This is a genomic window from Rhodococcus sp. IEGM1428, assembly GCF_050321865.1.
Lineage (GTDB): Bacteria > Actinomycetota > Actinomycetes > Mycobacteriales > Mycobacteriaceae > Rhodococcoides.
On sequence record NZ_JBNQFW010000001.1, the window covers coordinates 1,803,365 to 1,825,927 of the forward strand.

At 59.6% G+C, this 22,563-nt stretch carries 12 protein-coding genes and 3 pseudogenes; 8 read left to right on the forward strand and 7 right to left on the reverse strand.

Translation table 11 applies throughout. The features are described from left to right. Positions 1-7 precede the first annotated feature (7 nt). Positions 8-1,414: an FAD-binding protein gene (locus tag ACQR3T_RS08290; protein WP_428692993.1), complete on the reverse strand. Its 1,407-nt coding sequence runs from the start codon at positions 1,412-1,414 to the stop codon at positions 8-10. Positions 1,415-1,570: 156 nt separating this feature from the next. Here ACQR3T_RS08290 and ACQR3T_RS08295 point away from each other — a divergent pair, with 156 nt between their 5' ends. Genes ACQR3T_RS08295 through acnA form a run of 4 tightly spaced genes read left to right on the forward strand, consistent with a single transcriptional unit; the run spans position 1,571 to position 6,991 of the window. After that, the gene (locus tag ACQR3T_RS08295; RefSeq protein ID WP_428692994.1) at positions 1,571-2,347 is read left to right on the forward strand and encodes an IclR family transcriptional regulator; all 777 of its coding nucleotides are present in this window, start codon (positions 1,571-1,573) and stop codon (positions 2,345-2,347) included. After that, the gene (locus ACQR3T_RS08300) at positions 2,344-3,549 is read left to right on the forward strand and encodes a CaiB/BaiF CoA transferase family protein (protein ID WP_428692995.1); all 1,206 of its coding nucleotides are present in this window, start codon (positions 2,344-2,346) and stop codon (positions 3,547-3,549) included. Before ACQR3T_RS08295 ends, ACQR3T_RS08300 begins: the two co-directional genes overlap by 4 nt. After that, positions 3,546-4,406, forward strand: coding sequence for a citryl-CoA lyase (locus ACQR3T_RS08305; RefSeq protein WP_428692996.1), 861 nt, complete (start codon positions 3,546-3,548; stop codon positions 4,404-4,406). Before ACQR3T_RS08300 ends, ACQR3T_RS08305 begins: the two co-directional genes overlap by 4 nt. Next, complete coding sequence (acnA, locus tag ACQR3T_RS08310) at positions 4,406-6,991, forward strand: aconitate hydratase AcnA (RefSeq protein ID WP_428692997.1); 2,586 nt, start codon at positions 4,406-4,408, stop codon at positions 6,989-6,991. Before ACQR3T_RS08305 ends, acnA begins: the two co-directional genes overlap by 1 nt. Positions 6,992-7,195: 204 nt before the next feature. Here the strand turns inward: acnA and ACQR3T_RS08315 are convergent. The 4 genes and pseudogenes from ACQR3T_RS08315 to ACQR3T_RS08330 form a co-directional block, all read right to left on the reverse strand. Next, positions 7,196-8,371, reverse strand: a pseudogene (locus ACQR3T_RS08315) (IS3 family transposase); the annotation flags it as partial. A 147-nt stretch (positions 8,372-8,518) separates the two neighbouring features. After that, positions 8,519-9,874: a hypothetical protein gene (locus tag ACQR3T_RS08320; RefSeq protein WP_428692998.1), complete on the reverse strand. Its 1,356-nt coding sequence runs from the start codon at positions 9,872-9,874 to the stop codon at positions 8,519-8,521. A gap of 22 nt (positions 9,875-9,896) precedes the next feature. After that, positions 9,897-10,634 (reverse strand): ATP-binding protein, encoded by a 738-nt coding sequence (locus ACQR3T_RS08325; protein ID WP_428693093.1) that lies wholly within the window; start codon positions 10,632-10,634, stop codon positions 9,897-9,899. Positions 10,635-10,724: 90 nt separating this feature from the next. Next, positions 10,725-13,288, reverse strand: a pseudogene (locus tag ACQR3T_RS08330) (protein kinase domain-containing protein); the annotation flags it as partial. Between the two features lie 1,127 nt (positions 13,289-14,415). Between ACQR3T_RS08330 and ACQR3T_RS08335 the strand changes: the two are divergent. The 3 genes from ACQR3T_RS08335 (at position 14,416) to ACQR3T_RS08345 (ending at position 19,415) form a co-directional block, all read left to right on the forward strand. Beyond that, on the forward strand, positions 14,416-16,137 hold the full coding sequence (locus ACQR3T_RS08335) for a GIY-YIG nuclease family protein (RefSeq protein WP_428692999.1): 1,722 nt from the start codon (positions 14,416-14,418) through the stop codon (positions 16,135-16,137). 596 nt (positions 16,138-16,733) lie between these two features. Next, a complete protein-coding gene (locus ACQR3T_RS08340; protein WP_428693000.1) occupies positions 16,734-17,537 on the forward strand; it encodes a DUF1942 domain-containing protein in 804 nt (267 codons plus the stop codon). A 1,356-nt stretch (positions 17,538-18,893) separates the two neighbouring features. After that, positions 18,894-19,415 carry a hypothetical protein gene (locus tag ACQR3T_RS08345; protein ID WP_428693001.1) on the forward strand — a complete coding sequence of 174 codons (522 nt, stop codon included), beginning with the start codon at positions 18,894-18,896 and terminating at the stop codon, positions 19,413-19,415. 555 nt (positions 19,416-19,970) lie between these two features. Here ACQR3T_RS08345 and ACQR3T_RS08350 read toward each other — a convergent pair. Continuing rightward, positions 19,971-20,246: a putative quinol monooxygenase gene (locus ACQR3T_RS08350; protein WP_428693002.1), complete on the reverse strand. Its 276-nt coding sequence runs from the start codon at positions 20,244-20,246 to the stop codon at positions 19,971-19,973. 140 nt (positions 20,247-20,386) lie between these two features. Here ACQR3T_RS08350 and ACQR3T_RS08355 point away from each other — a divergent pair. Then, positions 20,387-20,665: pseudogene (locus ACQR3T_RS08355) on the forward strand (integrase core domain-containing protein); the annotation flags it as partial. A gap of 354 nt (positions 20,666-21,019) precedes the next feature. On the opposite strand, the gene ACQR3T_RS08360 reads toward ACQR3T_RS08355, so the two are convergent. Further along, entirely contained in the window at positions 21,020-22,543 is a 1,524-nt protein-coding gene (locus ACQR3T_RS08360; RefSeq protein ID WP_428693003.1) for an acyl-CoA synthetase, read from the reverse strand. Positions 22,544-22,563: the final 20 nt, after the last annotated feature.

Genomic DNA, 22,563 nt, shown 5'->3' on the forward strand with positions numbered 1-22,563 from the left:
GGGCGCGCTAGTGCGCGGATGCAGACGTGATGGGGTTCGACAGGCGCTGTGCGGCGAAGCGTCCCGCTTCGCGACCGAAGGCGAGTGCGCGCAGCACTGAGGTCGCTCCCGGGTATTTGTGGTGGTAGATGCCCGCCACTTCGCCGACTGCATACAGTCCGTCTATGGGCTGACCGTCTGCTCGCAGAACTTGGGCCTTGGCGTTGGTTTTGAGACCGCCGAATGTGAAAGTGATCGCGCAGGTGACCGGCCATGCGACGAACGGCGGTTCGTCGAGCGGGCGAGCCCAGTTCGACTTGGGCGGTTCGAGGCCCTCGGTGGCGATCCCGTCGAGGACGGTGACGTCGAGCGGGCCGGGAGTTGACGCCGCGTTGTAGGCATCGACCGTCGCTGCCAGCTGCTCGGGATCGATGTCGAGTCGACGTGCCAGGGCATCGAGTGTGGGTGCGGTTTCCGGTTCCCGGTCGGTGAGCACTGCCCGAGCGATGCTGTGGCGCATCAGTTTCTGGTCGGCAATGACGTAGGCGAACTGGTCGGCGTCTCGCCAGATCTTGTAGGCCACCGCCTCGAAGGTGTTGTCGGGGGTATCGGAGCCTTCGTCGACGAATCGTTTCGCGTGGTGATCGACCAGGATTCCGTAGGGGTAGACCATCACCAGTGCTTCGGCCGCGCGTGTCCTGGCATCGACCGGTTCACCGTGGAAGCGGTCGAACTGACCGTCCACGTCGGCACCGGCTCGCACACCCATCTCGATACCTTCACCCTGGTTGGACCGTCCGCCTGGGGCGATGGGTGAGAGCTCGTGTCCTCGATCGCCGAGGTGGCGATCGAGTAGATCGGCGCTCCCCTCGAAACCACCCGACGCCAGAACGACGGTGCGCGCGAATATCTTTCGTGAACGCCCCTGGTCGTCACTGGTTTCGATTCCGATGACGGTGCCCTCGGAATCCTGGATCAGATCCTGCGCGGTCACCCCGTATTCGATGACTCCGCCGAGCTCTTCGATCCGCGCCGACAGCGTTTCGACGATCGCGGCACCGCCGCCGGCGGGCATGAGTCGGGGGCCCTTCGAAGTCAGGAAGTAGGTGATGTCGGACTTGGTTGCCACACCGTTGTGGCCGAGCCATTCGATGGTCGGGCGCGCGAGCTGGGCGAGTCGTTCGATGATGGATGTGTCGGTCTTGCCCTTGCTCAGCTCGGTCATGCGGTCGGTGAAGTCCGGCGCGGGGTTCCCGTCCTCGTCGAGACGGAAGAACGATCCGGTCCACACTGTGTTTCCGCCTCGTTTGGCTTTCGTCGTGCGTTCGAGCACGACGACGCGGCCACCGGGCGCGGACTGCAGGAACTGCAGGGCGGTGGCCAGTCCGCCTGCACCGCAGCCGACGACGACGAGGTCCAGCTTTTCCTCACTCACGAGGGTCCTTCTTTCTGCGATTTCGACTGCCGTGCGGTCTCGATGGACCTGCGATCAGCTCTGTGTTCCGTGTCACCGAAATCAGAACACGATCCTCACGCAGAGTCAACCGTCCTACGGTTTACACAAACCGCACAATGGTTTACGGTGAGTGGCATGGCTAACACAGAGACTGCGTCGAACCGCGCGGACGGTGGCGTGCGGAGCATCGCCCGCGCCGTCGAAGTGCTCGAACTCTTCGACGTCGACCATCCGCTGCGCACCCTCCGCGAAGTGGTGGAATCGACCGGACTACCGAAGACGACCGTGGTACGCCAGCTCGCCACCCTGGCCTCACTCGGTCTGATCGTCGAGCGCTCGGACTCCACGTTCGCCCTCGGTGCCGGGTTCCTCCGATGGGTCACCCTCGCCGAATCCCTGTGGGAGGTCGGCGACGACGCACGATCGGTGATGTCCCGACTGGTCGAGACATGCGGCGAGACCGTCAATGTCTATGTCCGCCAGGACATGAACCGCATCTCCATCGCGCAGGTCGAAGGAACGACCACCGTGCGCAGCGTCGTCGAAGTCGGCGTCCCCTACGCGCTTGCCACCGGTGCCGCCGCGAAGATCCTGCTCACCGGAGCCCCGGACCACGTCATCGCACGACTGACGGAGAACATGACGGACACCGACCGCGACCTGCTCCGCAGCGAGCTCTCCGACATCGGGGAGGCCGGTTATTCGATCACGCACGGAGAACGCGAGTTCGGTGCATCCGCCGTGGCCGCCCCGATCTTTTCCACCGAGGGACGAGTGGTCGCCGCACTGTCCGCGAGCGGGCCCACCTCACGCTTCACAGCCGACCGCGTGGGCCGCTACGTCGATGCAGTCACCTCGGCCGCCGCAGAGATCACCCGCGTCGGTCTCGGCAGTGTGGAGGCGTTCCTGTGACTGCCGACCTGCTCCAAGGCGTTCGTGTGCTCGACCTCACCAATGTTCTGGCGGGGCCGTTCGCGGGCTATCAGTTGGCACTGATGGGCGCCGACGTGATCAAGATCGAGACCCCACACACGGGCGACCTCGCACGCCAGCTCGGTGCCAGCCCCGATCTGAGCGCCGAGAACTTCGGAGTGTCGTTTCTCGCTCAGAATTCCCAAAAACGTTCCATCACAGTCAACCTCAAGTCCGACGGTGGCAAAGAAGTCTTCACCAAACTCGTCGAGAGCGCCGACGTTCTGGTCGAGAACTTCCGACCCGGTGTACTCGATCGACTGGGCTTTTCCTGGGAGAACCTCAAAGCTATCAACCCACGCCTCGTCTACTGCGCGGTCTCGGGCTTCGGATCGACCGGCCCGATGCACCGTAGGCCCGCGTACGACCAAGTGATTCAAGGACTGTCGGGGATCATGAGTATCACCGGCACACCCACGACAGCTCCCCTGCGAGTGGGATATCCGGTATGCGACAGCTTCGGTGGCTACGCGGCCGCATTCGCGATCGCCTCGGCACTGCTCCGCCAGCACAAGACCGGTGAAGGGGCATTCCTGGACACATCCATGCTCGACGCCGCCATGACATCGATGGGATGGGCAGTGGCCGACCACCTCGTCACCGGCCGGATACCGGCCCCGATGGGCAACGAGAACGTCACCTCCGCACCCTCGGGCACCTTCCGCACAGGCGACGGTGCGCTGAACATCGCAGCGAACAAACAAGAACAGTACGAGGAACTGTGCCGCGTGCTCGACCGGAATGACTTGATCGACGACCCCCGGTTCGTCACCCGAGAGGACCGCAAGCGCAACCGCGAACTACTCCGCGACGAACTCGAGATCTCCCTCAAAGCAAAGAGCGCAGCCGAGTGGGACGAGATCCTGCTCGACTCCGGCGTGCCGGCCGCTCCCGTCGTATCGGTGCCCGTAGCTCTCGAATCCGAACAGATCACACACAGGGGACTCGTCGCCGCGGTGCCGTCGCCTGCGTCCGCCGGCGGTTCGGTGCGGGTGCTGGGATCGCCCACCCACGTGGACGGTGCGCCGGTGTCCCCCGAGACGCCTCCCCCTGCCCTCGGCCAACACAACGCCGAAATCCTCACCGAACTGGGCTACGGACCCGACGATATCGCCCGCCTCCACCGAGAGAACGCACTGTGAGCAACGCACGCCAAGACGCCCTCGACCGAACGTCGATCCGTGACGTCACCGACTGGTGGTCCACCGCCATCTCAGACATAGAGCCCGGCTCGATTCGATTCCGCGGCTTCGCGATCGAGCAGTTGATCGGCACCGTGTCCTTCCCGCAGATGATCTGGCTCATGCTTCGCGGCGAGTTGCCCTCCCCCGCGCACGCCTCGCTGCTGGAGAACGCGCTCGTCGCCGCGGTCGATCACGGACCGCAAGCACCGTCGATCGCCGCTGCACGAATGGCGTCGACTTGCGGCGTCGGCCTGCACGGTGCCATGTCCACCGGGGTTGGGCTGCTCGGTGACGTGCACGGCGGTGCCGGCCAACAATGCATGGCACTGCTCGAACACATCCGGTCACGCTCGTCGGACACGCCTGTCATCGATGTCGTTGCCGAGGTCGTCGCGGACCATCGCTCCCGGCGGGCGTACATTCCCGGCTTCGGCCACCGGTTCCACGCGCACGATCCACGCCGCGACCCACTGCTCGGAGCCGTCCGCGCCCAGGTGGAGGCCGGCACCGTCGAGGGTGCATACCTCGAGATCGCCGAAGAGATCGAACGCCAGATCTCGATCGGTCGGTCCGCACCGGTCCCGATGAACGTCGATGGTGCAACCGCGGTCATCTACGCAGAACTCGGCTTCGCTGCCGAACTCGGGAGAGGATTGTTCATACTGTCGAGATCGGTTGGCATACTTGCCCACTCGTGGGAAGAGATCGAACAGGGCCGACGGATCAAAGGCCCGATTCCGCCTCCACTACTTCCGACGTACACCGGCACCGCACACCGAGACGTCGCGAACACCGTCCCCGCGGGCGAAGCGTGATGCCGGATTCGTTCGACTCCCTCCGGCCACTACCCGGCACCACGGACACGCACTTCTTCGACCTGACCGCCGCCGAGAAACACGGTGCCGGAGAACTGCATTCACTTCCCTACTCGAGCCGCGTCCTGATCGAGAACGTCCTCAGGAACGAGAACGGTTCATCGGTCACATCCGGCCATGTCCGGGCCCTCGCCGATCGGCAGCATGCAGCATCCATTCCGTTCGCTCCCGAACGCGTCCTTCTTCAGGATGCCTCGGGGATCCCCGTCCTGGCCGACATGATCACGCTGCGACAGCGTGCACTCGAGTCCGGTCTCGACATCTCGCGCGTGACACCGTCGAAGAGGATGGATCTCGTCGTCGATCACGCCCTCGAACTCGATGTCGCCGGCACACCCGATGCCGAGTCGACCAACCTCCGCCTCGAATACCAGCGCCACGGCGGGCGCTATCGTTTCCTGAGGTGGGCACAGACCCGCTTTCCCACCCTGCGGGTCGTTCCACCCGGTATAGGAATCTGCCACCAACTCAACCTCGAGGTCTTCGCCGACGTCGTCGCCGTCGCTACCGTCGACGGACGAGAGCTGGCCCGGTTCGACTCCGTCGTCGGAACCGACAGCCACACCACGATGATCAACGCCTTGTCCGTGACCGGCTGGGGTGTCGGCGGGATCGAAGCAACTGCTGCAGCGCTCGGTCAGCCGATCCTGATACCTGTTCCCGAGGTCGTCGGCATCGCATTGACGGGCGCACTGCAACCGGGTGTCATGGCGTTCGATGTCGCTCTGACACTGGCCGCGCTCCTACGAGAGCACGGCGTCGTCGAGCGCATCGTCGAGTTCTACGGTCCCGGACTTCGGACACTGTCGGTCCCGGACCGGGCCACGATCGCGAACATGGCACCCGAATACGGGGCGACGATGGCGTACTTCCCCGCCGACGACCGCACCTTGTCCTACCTGACGAGCACAGGCCGCCCGGCGCACGTCGTCGAACGTGCCCGCACCTACCTGCGCGCGCAGAACATGCTCTACACCGGCACCGAGCCGGATCCGATCTACGACGAGAACCTGACGTTGGACCTCTCGGCGGTCGCACAGACCATCTCGGGGCCGTCGCGACCACATCAGACCTTCGCGCCACAGTCGTTGCCGGACAGCAAGCCTCGTCCTGTTACCCCGAATGCACCACGCACAGAGCTGCAGGACGGCGACATCGTCATCGCGGCGATCACCAGCTGCACCAACACCTCCAATCCCAAGGCGATGGTGGCCGCGGGTCTGCTCGCGCGAAATGCAGTCCAGCGCGGACTGACCCGAGCCGCATGGACCAAGACATCACTGACGCCGGGCTCGCGCCGCACGGCGACGCTGCTGCAACGATCCGGCCTGCAGCCCTATCTGGACCAGCTCGGCTTCGAGATCGCCGGATTCGGCTGCGGCACATGTATGGGAAATTCCGGACCCCTGGACGAACCGATTGCCGATCAGATCCGGCAACGCTCACTGTCGGTCGCCGCGGTTCTATCCGGCAACCGTAACTTTCCCGGACGCATCCACCCGGACGTGACCTCGTCCTACCTGGCCTCTCCCCCGATGGTCGTCGCTATGGCCATCTCCGGCCGTTCGCACTTCGAGGTGACCGAGGATCCCATCGCCCACGATCGCCATGGAGTACCGGTCTTCCTGCACGAACTGTGGCCTTCGAACAGCGAGATCGATGCGCTTGTCGATGCAGAACACCGACAACCATTGCGCGATAACGACACCGTGTTGTCCACGCCCGAATGGGATTCGCTGCCGTGCCCGGAAGGAGAGGACTACGACTGGGACGGCGAGAACGGCATGATCCGCCGGCCACCCTTCGCGAACCCGGAGCTCACAGTGCCGTTGCGAGTCGGAGACATCCGCGGGGCGCGCCCGCTTCTCGTTCTCGGTGACGGAATCACGACCGATCACATTTCTCCGGTCTCTCGTATCTCTACCGATTCGCCGTCGGGCCGGTGGCTCGCCGCACACGGCGTCTCACCCCGCGATTTCGGGTCGTACAGTGCGAGAAGGCTCAATCACGACGTGATGGTGCGCGGAGGCTTCGCCAACCCTCGACTCGAGAACACTCTCGCGCCCGATCACCCCGGGCCGTGGACCTCGATCATGCCCGAGCGGGCTCTATCCTCTGTCTACGATGCGGCTACCGAATACGCACGACGAGCAGTACCCGTCGTCGTCGTGGCCGGTCATTCCTACGGCGCGGGCTCCGCCCGCGACTGGGCCGCGAAAGCGACTCGCCTACTGGGCATCCAGGCTGTGATCGCGCGCAGCTTCGAACGCATCCACCGTACGAACCTCGTGGCCCTGGGCGTACTCCCGATCGAATGCCCCTCACTCGATCCCCTGGCGCTCGACGGCACCGAGGAAATCGACGTCCTCGGTTTCGGACACACCACCGACACCCTCGCCCAGGTCCACGTCACGATTCGCCGCGCCGACTCGGCGGACACCTTCCCGGCAACCGTGCGTGTGGACACCGACGTCGAACTGCAGTGGATCGACAAAGGCGGACTCATGGGCCACCTACTCGCCTGACGTCGTCGTTCATCGAACCCGACGCGTGGGTCGACGTGGTGTCCCTGCCCGGGACGGTGTCAGTGCTGCGAGATGTACAGGGTCTGCGTCGGGTGACCTACTGGTTCCTGCCAGGCGGCAACCGACAGGCGTCCGCCGGGACTGCCCCGAGTTCAGTTGACTATCGGGGTTGAGTGGTTCAGGCGGCGTGTACGGCCTACTTGTCTCAAACTCGATAGGGGTGAGTTTGCCGAGGCGTCGTTGACGACGCTCGCGGTGATAGGTCCGTTCGATCGAGGTCACGATTGCCAGCCGTAGTTGCTCGCGGGTCGACCATCATTGACGGTCGAGAATATTGTTCTGCAGAAGGGCAAAGAATGACTCCATCGCCGCGTTGTCGCCGCATGCCCCGACGCGGCCCCTCGATCCGCGTAATCTATCGCGAGACTCGGCATGCACGAACTTCCCGGATCGCAGTTGGGCACGTTCAATCGGTCGTTGCGACACCGGGCTGGCTACCGCGATCCGAGTGAACGGTCGTCCCCACCGAGCGTCTTTTGCGCCACAGCATTACCCGACGAGAACACCCCAACGAGACCTTTATTCCAGAGTCAATCGAGTATCCGACCATCCTGTTGGACCACACGTCCTTGATCGCGCACAGGTACAGCTTGCCTTCGTCCGTACGGCGTCCGGTGACGTCCGTCAGCCACAGCTCATCGGCGGACTGTGCACTGAACTGCCGATTCACGAGGTCATCGTGGACCGGCGGGCCGGCTTTCCTGTTCAGGCCGCGCTTCTTCGAGAACACGGACCAGATGCGTTTTTGTGATCACAACCGTGTGACGAGGTTCTCGCTCGCGGTGATGCCGTGGTCGGGTAGCTCGTCGGCGATGAAGCGGTAGCTGAATGCTGGATCGTCCGCGGAACGGACAGCATGGATTAGGTGCAAATTATCCCAATCTCTTTGCGTTACCGGCTTTTTGATTCATTCAAAGAATGCTTAGGCGGAGAATCCGCGAACTCGGCAGGTCACTGTGACGGGGACTCAGTCGGCAGCAAGGTCGAGGACCAGCGGTGGGGGCACCTCCCGCTTGCGGGGGAAGATCATTTTGGGAGGATGTCTCGACTTAGATAGGCGGCGGCTCGCCGCAGAAAATCGTCTTCTGCCTCGAATAAGCGGTTGCGCTTCTTTGAGCTCCCGCAGCTCAGCGGAATCGTCACCGGGGTTCTGACGGCCGTCACGACAACGCCGTCTTCACGATCCACAATCTTCATCCAGCGACGTAGGCACCCTTCGGAGATTCCGAAGTCCTTCGCGATCTGGCGCATCGAAGCCTCGCCTTTGCGCACGACGGCGATGACATCGCGGCGGAACCCCTCGGGGAATGCTTTCGGGATGGGGAACATCCTTCCACCGTGAGGATCGATCCTCAGAGATCAGATGTCAACCAAAGCCCGGGCAGTCCCTTGCGAAGCCGGATGCACCATCGCAGATACCCAGGAGATCAGACACAGTCTTACCACCAGGCCAATGCATCATTTCAATCACCTCAAGGCTGTGACAGAACAGCTGTCGACGATGGATCTTTCGCTACTGATGAAGCCACTAGCCAGCGAGTAAAGCCGCTGGTGATCACCTCTATGCGACAACCAGTTAAAATTGCTAACGACCACTTTTCCGTCAGAAAGCAAGACTGTTTCGCCCTCAGAACTATCTTCCAGAATGTGCAAGTCAAAGTTAGACTCGGAGGCCAGAAGACGGAGGGATGCCAGGGCTGCGACGTCCGATTTCTGGGATGCGTCAAGAACAACTTTGATCGACACTTTTTTTGCCAAAAGATGGCGCAAGTGCGTGATGAATTCATCACTCACGATAGCATCCGTAGCCTTTGGCGATTTTATTACTAGCTCGCTTCGACTATATTTTAGAAACTTTTCTAGGATTTGAGGATACTCAAACCTCGACACCGACCGAGTCGCAGCAGACTCAAGATGACGGTATGCCTCTTCCGCCTCTTGCTCCCAAACCTGGTCCAGCACCGCTCCGTCAGATTTCGCTAGATAAACCCGCATGATTGCCAGGCGGCAGCGCTCAACATCTTCGCTTTCCATGAACTCCATACCGGACGGAGGCCGAATTAGATTCTGGCGGGCAGCGTTGTCAGCCGGCAATATTCCAATTGCCTCCGCACCCCCTAGTTTATTTAACTCCAGTTCATGGTACTGACTGAATTCACCGTCAATCGAAATCGCTGTTTGAATTTCGTTTGTAGAACTTTCGAGGTACGACAGTACCGCAGCTGGCAAGTACAGACGCGATTTCACTGACACACGCTTTACGCTCAATATCTCAACTCGAGCGTCTCGCCCCTCTTCATTATTGATTAGTCCGTTCAGTATGGATGGAGGTACGTCGCTTATTGAGATTTCACCCTTACGGCCGAGTAGTTTACGTATGCCGCGAGCTCTGACTTCATCACCTTTCATTAAAGCAGATCTCGGGAAAGCAGTTGCACACCAACCCAGACGATCAAAGGCATAGCCCAGCGACAGCTTCCTTGGGGTAACCGACTCTAAATCGGAAGCGGCTCCAAATCCTTCGGGGGTCAAGGAAATCTTCCAGTTCCCCAGCACATCCATTCGACGGCGTACCAATCCCCTCGACATCAGGTCCGCAACCGTACTCTGTATCAAAGGATCCTTAAGCCCAAGAATTTGCGCAATCCCGGTTTCAGAATCTAGACCCTCCTTCATCGAACGCAATACAAACTCTTCCAGAATCGCAAATCGTTTACGCTCCTGTCCGAGTACGTCCACTGCAATCCAGGTGACCGGAATTGCGGCATCCTCAACCCCGATCAGAATCAGCCCGGGGCGCTCGAACCTGTACCGTTCGGCCAACAACGTTAGCGAATCGTTTAGGCTACGCATCTCGGACCTCACAGTCTGACTCGTTCCTGCGAATGTAGAGCGCAACATCTCTTAGCCCGCTTGGCTGATCCAAGCAAAACTCGATATCACCAATTAGCGTCAGACTAAACCTCGCTCTCGACAGAGCTACATTTATGCGACGCCAGTACTCTTGACGTAGAAAACCTAAATCACCACGAATATTCGATCGAGTGATAGTAAACACCGTAATGTCGGCCTCTCGCCCCTGCACCGCGTCAACACTTTGTACGGATATCTCAAGATTTCCCAGATCTACGGATGACAGTCGTCGTTCGATCTCGTCCATTTGAAGACGATAGGGAGCGATAAGCAGAACCGACAACTTGCGGCCCTCAGGCGGGCATACTAGACCCTTCTCAATTGCACGGTCTAGAGTCACCAATCGGTCAATTGCAAGCTTCGCTTCAGTCCTATTCGAGTGACTTGTTGTACCCTGGACCGAATTCTCTTCAAATCGCGTCTTACCCAATTTCGACGTGCTGATCCAAAGAACCGGCTTCCCTATCTTATCGAGGCCGGGAATAGTATCAAGATTGGGAGATGCAAGTTCTCCGCTATAAAATGTCGATGAAATTAGATCTCCGATCGGCCTCACCATTCTGTATTGCTCTCTAAGAAGATATTTAGCTTTTGGCGTCACACTTTTCACTAGGCGGTCGAACAGGGTCTCTTTAACAAATTCAGTGTCTAAAGAATATTTGCTCAACATCGATTTATTCCACAATAGTTCCTCGTCTAGCGGCGGCAGTTGCCTTGTGTCGCCAACCAGTATCCACTTCTTCGCCTTCGCAAGTGGGACCAGTGCTTCAGTTGCTGTAGCTTTCGATGCCTCATCGAGGATGCAGAGGTCAAACTCCAAGTCCCTCAGAGCGGGATGCCCTAAGAAGCCTATACATGTACCTGCCAGGACACTGCCCGTATCCAAGAAAGCAGTAACTAAATTCCTGTCGGTCGCGACGCGCTGCAGCCATTCACCTTGAAGTGCGACAAGACCAAGCAATTGACGAGAGTACTGGCCTTGCCCTAAGAGCAGTTCTACTGCGGTACTAGCAGATTGTCGGTCAATTGCAGAATCAATCGGTAGGTCACCCTCAAGAAGGAGGATGGACTCTTGCCTGAGCTCCTCCCCATCTTCTTGCAATGAAATCAGCCGCTGCTGTACCTCTTCCCTATCGCGCAATTGACTCACGCCACGAACCGTCTCACTCCTCACCGTCTCCGGATCAGTTTGAACGGTTTCACGTTCATTGAGATATTCCAGATCACCTAAAACAACAACTAGCTTTTGCAAACAGAGGGCTGCTTTTAAGTGACGAAGCGACATTCCTTGTTCCGAAGCTAAATTCGCAATGCGCGTTTCGGCTCGACTTTGAACTTCTTTCGCCCACTCACCCATCTTTTTGTCGAGGATAAGGTGCTGCACCGACGCAGAAACCTTCGGATCGTCCGGTTTGCTCAGTCGAATAATATTCTCTATACCAGCAGATACCAGTCTCTCTAGTGCATTGTCGACCGCCACGTGTGTTTGACTAACAATTAGTATTTTGCTTCTGGTTGCATTTTCAACGTCTGAGCAACTACTTCGGTAATAAAACTAGTCTTTCCCGTGCCCGGAGGCCCCTCGACTACAAGCAAATCGGAAGATCCGAGAGCCGCCGACACAGCTCCACGTTTGCTCGCATCTAGATCTTCGCGGAACCAGTCATGAATTTCGCGAGCCTGCGGTTCCTCGACCAGCGACGGATCCGCCAACAATCGAGCCATCTCAGGCTTCGGTATTGATCCATCTTTCATGCTCGAAATAGCATCGACTTGTCGGTCGTGCCCGCGCTGCGAGGGTCCGAGATATGGCGTTATCTCTCCGCTGGTAGGTAAATTTTTGGGTATACGAGCTAACCGCATCGTGACGGAGTTTGAATTGTGAGCAACAATGATACCCCGACCAAATGTACGTCTCCGACCTACCTTGATATCCCATTCCTGACCTGTGTAGTCTAGATCAGAGACGTCTATGAGACTGAACGTCACATTTGGTCCGTTAACCTGTATGTTCTTATATTCCAACGGTCTGCGATCGCCCCGTTCTAATTCTTCGCGGGCATGCAGCGTGTTTAGATATCGATCAAGCAATGCGTGAGCATCTGCTTCGCCAGCGTCAACTGCTATTGGAGAAACGATCGACTCGTCGTGTTGGTCTAGTGCCTGAAGAAGAGTACTAATACCATTGTCGGCAAGTGTGCGGCCCGGGTCCGACATTGCGAACGTGACTAGATGTCCGACCGTACACATTCGTTCACGTCTGCCATCGTAAAGATCGAAGTCTCGACTCGCAATCAAGACTAGGTGGCGTTTCGAGTTGTCTATCTTTGCAGTGTATCTTCGTTGTTTACCGTACAAAAGAACGGTCTGTTTATCTCGACGGGCACCTGCTGCGTCGTACCGGTACTCTACCCGGCAGCCATCAACCAAATCCTTTGCCACTAGACCTTCCGCGTTCACATCTCCAGAACCGGATAGATCGGACCTAACCTTTGCTGTCAGATTAAGCCATACAACGGCTCGCGATCTGACTGCCTTAGACCGCCGCTCAAACTGTATGCCCTGCAGCCTCTCCAAGAAGACATCCCCGTTCGTAGGACGCACAGCGGGATCAGGGTCAACGCAGTCTCTTAGCAGTGAACGAACCTCAGGCGGAACAGCGATCTCTGACAGTCGCTGGTCAATTTCCGGATAGTCGCCTATTCTTCGATCAGACATACATTCGATTATCACAACGCCCATGGCCCAAACGTCTCGGGTGTATTCGTATCCGATACATGAGTCCGGCGGCGAATACGGACGGGTGTGCCACCCGAGAACCGTCTGTCCTAGAGTTTCAACTTGATCGCGTATCTTTGCAATTCCGAAATCTGCAAGCAGCGGCCTCGACCCATCGAGCAGTATATTCAGCGGCTTAATGTCACGATGTACCACCGACCTGAGGTGCGCATGAGCAAGTGCTTCGAGTAGCGGAATCGCGTATATTTCGGAAAATTCGTCCCAACTTTTCCAGTCGGGGTCGGCCATCTTCACTTCGAGGTCCGATTCAACCCACGCAAGCGCTATGAAAAACTGGCCACGCTGCTCGTGCCACCCCGCGTCGATAAATCTAACGATGTTCGGGTGGTCCAGCCTAGACAGTGATTCCGCCTCGCGGTCGAAGAACATCCGGGTTGTGGGATCGTCGCGGTGGCCCTTGATGAACTTCACGGCAACCTGCGCGCCTCCATCGTCCAAATCCACGGCCCGGATGATCTCGCCCCCGCCTCCCTCTCGTGGGGCCGAACGCAGGAGCGCAAAGCGCCCTCCGATTACCTCATTCATGACCAATCACCATTAGGTGCCATACCGAAATCTAACACCAGCTTTCGCGTATCGCGGTTTAACAGGCACTACGTGTCGGATGAGCGGTGACACCCGTGCAGCTTGGCCGGTTTGACCTAATATCGGTTTCTACGGTCGAAGGGCTAGCTCAGCAGGTGCAAGGGTCTAACTAGTCCATCCGTGAGCGCAGGTTGCGAGTACTTAGCCAGTTGCGTCCGAGCGGGTGTATTCAGAGTTGTCAGGAACAATCACCGGCGACTGCGCTCGAACCTGCGCCTGCCCGGTCACTGCTAGTTGGGAATCGATGACAGTCGTGACAGGCCAGCAGAAAGGCGGCTCCAGATTTCTCCGGAACCGCCTCTGAACTGCAACCCGTCGGGCTGACAGGATTTGAACCTGCGACCACTTGACCTCAGCTAGATCGACCACACTTCGACGGTGATACCCGTGCCCAACGCACAGCCTCTGAGCAGGCCTTGCCATCCATACCGGTTCACGCGGATCCACACCCAATTGCACCAGGTAGTGACACGCTCGCGGCACCCACGAATACAGATTGCTCCGTGCGGATCCACCGGGGTTCCTCTCTCAACACAGCAGTCCACCACCGCGAAAAGTGACTGAAAATCTACCCACGACGCTCTCGCACCCAGACTCCGCGGACGCTCCGGCCTCAGCCAGATCGCCGAGCCCCACGGCCTCCGCGAGAACACCGATGTCACGGACTCACGCGGACGAAGCACTCCGCACCATCAGGCCACACGCCATCCAAGAACCATTGTCACAGGCGAATTTCACGTGCGCCGCATCGTCGAACCTGTCGGTCAGTATAGATAAGCTCCACCGCAACGCATCGCCCTAACCCTTGCCGCTCGGTCGACGGTGCCGACCAAACCTACGTTCCTTAGAACCGAAAGCTGCCCCTTCACATGAGCATTGAGACACCGGAAACCTACGCAGTCGACAATCTCGACGACGAACTCTTGGGATGGACGCGACCATTCGGGGTTGACGTCGAAGGAAGCTTGCTGATGTACGTCGTGTCCGGCCGCCGAGTCACGGTGGAACCATCGCCATCGACACTGGCCATAACTGCCTATTCTGACACTGCAGCCAACAATGAAAACTTGTTGGTCACCACCTTCGTTCTCGACGGAGGCAATTGGGTCGTCGATAACGACGCCACCGGAATAGTCGAAGCGGGCACGCTAATCGTCGACCGCGAAAACGCCATGTTCGACGCGCTGTGCTCGCACGTGCCCTCCTACATGTCGAGCGGATGGCCGGACACCGGCCATCGTCGAACGATCGACATTCGCGAATATTTGGACAGCGACGACGAAGCGCACTCGAAGCAATTTGACCTCAACGTCCTTTATCCGTTAGCGGAGATCCTGTCCATAGTATCGTCGGCGGCGCGATCGGGCTGGCAAACAGCGCTCGACCACAACCTCAGCGTTGTCGGTGAACGCTCGATACTCCTCACCGCCACACCACCCGAGAAAATTGACTTCGATTCAAAGCCAACGCGGGAAATGGCCGAAAGCCACCAGCTCGCACCGCACGCGCTGAGGTGGATCCGCACGATCGACGCGTGGACGCTCGGCGAACCCGTGGAACCACACTCCACGGAACAGCCCAACTTGCGCCGTGCGCTCGATGACATCGAGCTGTTCCCCGCATCTTTCGCTCTCACTCCCGACGCTGCCGCGGCGATAACCGGGCGCTGGCACTCGAGTGGCTCCCTGAGCGGCCCGTCGGTGCTACCTTCCCGGCCATTCGCTCACGAACCCACTCCCACGGCGGCAGAACTGCAGAACCGTGCGCAGGACATCACGCAGTGGGCAACCGAACACGGTTTTTCCGAACCTCTGCTTCCCCAACCCACGACGGTGGCAGCATTTCTGGCAGACCGTGCGAGCGGGACCGCCGGTTACTACGTACTCGAGTTCGCAGACGGACAGTGCTACATCGGCGAGTCAGTCGACATCGCGTCCCGTCTCGCCCAGCACCGGAACCGATTCCGCGACATCACCACGATCCGCGTGCGCCCAGAAATAGACGCTGCAGTCCAGACCTCAAGACTGGATCACAAACGCCTCCTGCGGTTGCGCGAACGACAGCTGATCCACCACGCGCAACGATCGAACTTGTTGGCGCGCAATGTCAACGAGATGGCAACCTTGATCGGCGACAGCAGACACCTCGACGACATCATCTCCGAAGCTCAGCAACGCCTGTGGCTCGACGACCCCGATACAGTCAACCGTGCAGACTCGACAACACAACGTATCGACCACAGTCAGTTTCTCGGTGCCGCCGACAACTTCCGACGCTTCACATCGCTTCCTGAATCCGCAGAGGTTCTCGAACTGATCGGGCACTACCTGACCCGATGCGTCCCCTACCCATTGCAGACCGAGTACCAATCGTGGTCGGTGAGCTGTCTGCCGACAACAAGATCGATACCGCGTCGCCTGTCATGCGTCAGCATCGCGATGACCGAAACGTTTGTTGTCAACATGGACGCATCCGGCACCATCGGCGGATTCATTCAAGTCAATGACGCAGAGCTCTTCTCAGTTGGCCCACCGAGCGAACTCGCATTCATCAGGCGCCACCCCCACGCCACTCTGCATGCCGCGCACTATGAAGAATCCGGCCCCGGCCAGAGCACCATTTTCGCCCACTCACTCGCACAGCTACACCGCCTGCTGGACGACGTCGCCGTAACCCGCGCCGCCGCCACCACAGCACTCAACATCATGCGAAAAGGGCCGAGCATGCACCGACGCTCCCACTGCCCGCAGCTCGTCGCGGCCGCATTCGAGCTCCCGGCAGCGCAGTAGTAGTCCGGCTGGTCCTAGATGGGTACAGTTTCGCCTGAAACGACGTAGACCGCCGTCGGCCACCGACTTGCCGCACTGCCTGGGCTCTGCTGTGGACTTGCAAGAAAAACGCCGGCCATGCATGGGATTCACACACGGCGAATGGGCGTGGCGACAACCGTTTCGGAGAGTAACGATCGCCCCGGCCCGCGGCAAAGATGCGAAAGCCGACCGATAGCCGCACAATTAGTCTCAGTTTGCCCGCAGCCAGGTTGACCCGGGTCTGTTAGCGGGCCGCAAACGGTGAACCTGCGCGCAAACTCGATTCCGTCACCTATCAACAGCGGTCCGACGCCAGAGAACTCGATCGCCGACCCGTCACGCCGTCCGGTGCTCAGATGTAACGTCCGACATCGCACGCAGATATGTGATCGGCAATCCATCGACACAGAAACGGGACGCCTCAATGACGCGCAAGTACACCGGAGCATCGTGGCTCTGACGGCACTTTCACTGAGCGCCGTCAGCTCCTTGTCCCCGCCATCGCCGCGCTCGTGCTGACAGGTTGCAGTAGCACCAACGGCGTCCCAACAGCAGAAAGCAGCACCATAACCGAGGTGCCTATCGCGCCACCCACCGATTCGGCGGTTCCGATCGGAGCCGCACAGGATGTCACCGACGACGACGTGACGACTCGCATCACCGTTCAAACCCTCACCCCTGCAATAGGATCGAAATACGGCCTCCCCGCCGCCGGCGAACTGCAGCAGATCACAGTCACATTGGAAGGCATCCGAGGGACCACAGACGTCAATCCCCTCTACTTCACAGCCAGGGCGGCTGACGGCACCTCCTACGACGCAGCACTCGGGACCGTCGACGGGCAACTATCGACAGCAATCGTCACATCGGGCGACCTCCTCAAAGGAGTTGTCGCCTTCGATGTCACCGGACCCCCGATTGCATCCATTCGCTACAACGGTGCCCTCGGAGACGAGTTGGCGAAGTGGGTCGGACAATCAACAGCATCCGCGCCATCGGCAGCCCCCTCGTCAGCCACCGCACCTACGCCATCGACCGAATCGGCGAGAGGCGACCTCGGCCTTGACTCCACCATCTCAGTCCCGTCGTGTGACGGCACAGGAATCGTCGTGCTGTATTCAGCCACCAACCCCAACAGCTACGCGGAAGAGGTTGCCGCGCAACTCCTCGCCAACCCAGGCTCGCAGTACCTGCGCACCGACAATTCCTGCGCGTCGCTTCGACAAGCCACAACCGACGGGAATCCTATCTATGCCGTCTACCGCGTCGCCGGCACTACCGAACCCGAGGTGTGCGCCGCGGTGAAAGCATCCGGCGGCGACTCGTACGGAAAGTGGCTCGACACCACCACGGACCCGAGCTACATCATCCCGTGCTGAACCCGAACGCCGAGTGCTAGCGCACACCGCAAAGACACTGCGCTGCTATCGGATGTGGCCGGAAGAAAAACCGCTGCCAACCATTTAGTCCCAGTACGCAACTCGATACGGACCTCGCCGGACTCCGTAGCTACTTGACAGCGAACCAGCCGAATCAAGTGGCTCCGTCCGCTCAGGTCCACTCACTCGGCTAACGCAGATTTCCGGACACCAGTGGACTCGTCTGGACACGCCCTCGGCGTGGAGTTCGACCCTGTAACTACCGAGTAGTGACACTCCCGCGGCACGCACACAAAAAGGCGGCTCCGGATCTCTCCGAAACCGCCTTTGACCTGCATCTATGTGTCGGGCTGACAGGAATTGAACCTGCGACCCCTTGACCCCCAGCTAGATTGGCCATATTTCGATGGTCCCACCCGGACGCACCGCACAGACCTTGACCAGGCGTTTTTGTCCGAACCGGTTCACGTCGATCCACCCCCGGTTGAATCGAGTAGTGACACGGTCGCGGCACGCTCGAACACCGATTGCTCCATGCGGATCCACCGAAGTCCCCACACAACACTCGGGGCCCACCGCTACGAAAACTCACTGAACCACCGACCCACGATGGTCTATTACCCAGGCGGCGGGGGCGCCCCCGCGAGCTCAGCCGGCGATTCCGTACGTGTTGAGGACATAGGAAAACTCGTCTTACTGGGTGAAGTACGACATTCGACTCCCGAGCGGTGCGGCTCAGGCTGAGGAGACACGACAAGACTTTGCGTGCTCGACCGTGTGCATAGTGACTGCCCCTACATCGAAGCCCGCGTGAACTGGTTGATCAATGTGCCAAACCGTACCGGTCTGAGGAGGCAACCGGCATCGAGCCCGGTCCAAAATGAAGCTGGCGGAGGGCGTCTGACTCGTCAAGCAGCAGATATTAAGTCCGGAAGGATAGATTCTGATGGATTCCCGTGAATCCATATTTCTCTGCACAACAACAAGTTTCGTACATTCCAGTCCGTGCCCGTTCATCCTGGTATGTACCGACTTGTGTCACTCTCGTGTCATCGCCGACCACACCTCGGACCCCTTTGGACCCACTTGATCCTTGCCGGACCGTGATGGAACAGCGGGCCCAATCAGACAGCCTTGCCTTATGCCCGAATATCTGTTGTGAGCTAGATTGTGTCAACGAGTTGAGCCTTTACGGTCGCGGTCACCTACGGCGGGCAGCCAACGGTCGGCTCTGAGACAGCAGCATTCTTGAACCTCCTCTCACCGTCCGGATTCGCTGCTCTTCAGAATTGCGGCAAGGCGGTTTGCGTGCGCCACCCTGGCACGCTGATCTGCAGCCTGGTACATACTGGCACCGTGTCTCGACATCCAACCCCGCCCGCTCTTTCCTCGATCGCATCTCTCTGCAACACCGTGTCACTAACGATCAACGAGTTGGCTTACTCGCCATACTGCGAGCCTGGGTTCAGCCTGGACGAGGTCGATGACGAGTACGGCACAGCAGCAGTACCTGATCCGCTGACCAACGCGCACAAACTGATTCGATTCTTCCTTTTGGGCGCGGGGGACAATCTCTACGCAATCGGCAAACTATTGGACCTGCCCTCGCCGATGCTGGTGTCACCAGCTGTACTGGCACGCGCAACCGCGGAGTATTCCAGTCGAGCTGCCTATCTCGCAGAAGCATCTGAAACTCCGTTGGTGCGCATGTCGAAGATGGCTGCTTTGTTCGCTGACGGCTTCAAGAGCTACGACATCCACGGCCCGTCAGCGGCACCTGCCGAGGTTGCTCTAGCGAAGGGAATAGGCGACTGGAGAGCGGCGAACCCCATCGTTGCCGAAGATCAAAATACCGCAGTCCTATCAAGCATTCGTTGAGAAGCTTGCACCGAGCCTGGCCCCACGCGAGTTTCCACTACTGCACAGGTTGGTGCATGCAAACGCTGTCGCCATCTCGATCACCACCCTGTCTGCGCAGCTTGACTCATACTCGAAAGTCACCGAATCCTGGAGGCACGGACTGTTCGCTTCGATGTGCGGGTTGATGTCCATCGCCAAGGTTCGCGAGCTCTGGCAGTTCGACATGGAGCCGGTACAACTTTGCGTCACGCTTTACTACGACGCCGAACGCACTTACAACCGTTACCTCTGGGACCTCTCGCGTACTCAAGGATTCGAACCCTCCGAGCCACGCCCGTAAAGACAGTCGTGCACGCGGCGGCCTGAATCACTCAACCCCACGAGTCAACTGAAGTGGGTAGTCCCGACCGATGGCGAGCGTCCGCGTACGCCCGAGGCCGGTTCATAGACGTCCCCGACCTCGAGTCGGGTGAATCGAGGTCGGTGTACGAGGGTGGCTACCACTCGGCCTTCTCACCCGACGCGATCCCGGTCACCCAGTAGCTGGGTGACTCGAACCCGGCTGGGGCCGAGCTATGCGTTCGGCACCGTGAACTCGCGAACGTCGGCGTCGATGATCGCGGCGGTCTGCTCGGAGTCCGGACCGGATCCACGAAATTCATGCAATTGTTGTTCGGTCGCCCAGCGTTCGTATACGTTGATTCGAGCAGGTTCGACAAGGTCCGCCCCGAGTGCGAAGTCGATGCACCCGGGGGCAGTGCGAGCCAGCCGGACCACCTCGGCGCAGTCGTCGAGGTAGTGCTGTCGGTCGGTCGGGTCTACGGTCAGGTATCCGGCAACTATGATCATGTGAATACAGACACAATCTGCACGCATAAGTCACCGCCAAATCGCGGACTGCATAGCCGTGTCCGCAGATCTGTACGGCCAGTCTAGTACGCATGATCAGCAGTAGAGTGTTGCAGCCCTAGCCACCGATGCGCAGGGGCCGATCCAGGAAGTTCGTACATGCTCTGTCGCGCAATGGATTGCGAGGTTCCATGGGGCGGGTCGGGGCGTGCGGTGACAACGCCGCGATGGAGTCGTTCTTCGCGCTCGTGCAGAAGAACGTCCTCGACCGCCAGCGGTGGTCGATCCGCGAGCAACCACGGCTGACGATCGTGACATGGATCGAGAAGACCTACCACCGCAAACGCCGTCAACGACCCCTCGGCAAGCGCACTCCCATCGAATTTAAGACAAGCAACCGGACCGGACACGCGGCCTGAATCACTCAACCCCACGAGTCAACCGAAGTGGGGGCAGTCCCATAGCTCAATACAACGGCCCGAATTTATCTAAGTCGAAAGCAACCCGGCCGTTCGACTTTACCCACGCACGCGCACGGACCGGTACTGCGACTACCGCTAACTTGCGCTGTGTTCGGTCGGGCCGAAAAGCGTTTGTTAATCGTCCAACCTCGACCACTTCACCTTGGATTACACTCTCGACACCGTGGACCGCACCGGATACCAGGGGACTTTGCATCTTGGAGATTGAATCCACCGCACATACTCACAACGATCCGCGAGGACGCGGGAACTTTGTGAGCAGACTCGGAGGGTCCGGCTTGCGTCGTCAAGTCAGACAGGCCGAGACGACGTTTGCGGGAGTGTCGAATACTGTTCCCGCAACTCGTTCTTGCGGATCTTGCCCGTCGGGTTGCGCGGGATCTCGTCGACGAGGATGTAACGCTTGGGGATCTTGTACCGCGCGAGCCGGCCGCCGAGACCCTTCGCGATGGAATCGATGTCGACGCCTGCTCCCTCGACCACAGTGATTGCGGCAACAGCAGATTCGCCCCATTTGTCGTCGGGTACACCGAACACCGCGCAACTGTCGATCCCGGGCAGTTCGAGAAGTGCCGCTTCGACCTCGGCGGGATAGATGTTCTCCCCGCCCGAGATGATCATGTCCTTGAGCCGATCGACGATCGTGACGAATCCTTCCGCGTCGGCAATTCCGATGTCGCCGGTACGTAGCCAACCGTCGTCGAACACGTCGGCAGTCGCATCGGGACGGCCCCAGTATTCCTTCATCACGTTGGGACCCTGGATCTGGATTTCACCCCGCTCCCCCGGCCCGACCGGTTGCGACATCGCGTCGACGATCCTGACGTCGGAGAACGTGTGGGGCACACCCGCTGTACCCATTTTGCGTTCGGCATCGACGGCAGCGAGCATCGTTGCGCCAGGGCCACTTTCCGTCAAACCGTATCCTTGACACATCTTGATGCCTCGTTCGGAATACGTACGGAGTGTGCGCGGCGGCACCGGTGCGGCGGCGACAACCACCCGGCGCAGCGAGGTCAGATCCGTGTCGTCCCACGCAGGATGCGACACGAGCGAGTCCAAGATCGTCGGTACTCCGAACGTGTACGTGACCGAACGTGTTTCGACGAGCTCTAGCACACGTCCGGCGTCGAATCCCTCCTCGATGACAACCGAGCCACCCTTGAACAGGACGGGTAGTGCAACCATATCGAGCGCGGCGGTGTGGAACAGCGGAGCGCAGACCAGTGCCACCTCGTCGCTGCACAGGTCAAGATCGAGGACCGCGTTGAGGACGGCGAACAACACGTTGTCGTGCGTCATCACGACACCCTTGGGTTTACCGGTAGTACCGGAGGTGTACATGACGAAGCATAGATCCGCACCCTCCACAGCCTCGTCGATGCGGGTCGACGGGGCAGCCGAAATCAGCGACTCGTACTCCTCGCCCAGCGTGAGTCGACGCGTGGGGCCGTCACCTGCCGACGACGTCGCGACATCCTCCAATGCCTCGGAGTGCACCAATACCGACAGGCCCGAGTCCGCCACTGCGAAGCCGACTTCCGGTGCTGTCAACCGGGCATTGAGGGGTACGAAGATCGCTCCGAGCACGCCGCAGGCGAACAGCACTTCGAGATAGGCCGGATGATTCGTGGACAACAGCCCGACTCTGTCTCCGGGGCTCACCCCCAGCTCCCGCAGACCGTGCGCGAGCCGGGTGGTGCGCTCGTCGAGTTGTTCGTACGTCGAACTCTGCCCGCGGAACTCGATCGCGGTGGCTCGTGGGCACTGCCTGGTGCGTCGACGGATCCACGACCCGACACCTTGATTACGCATCTCGATCTGTTCCTCTCGGG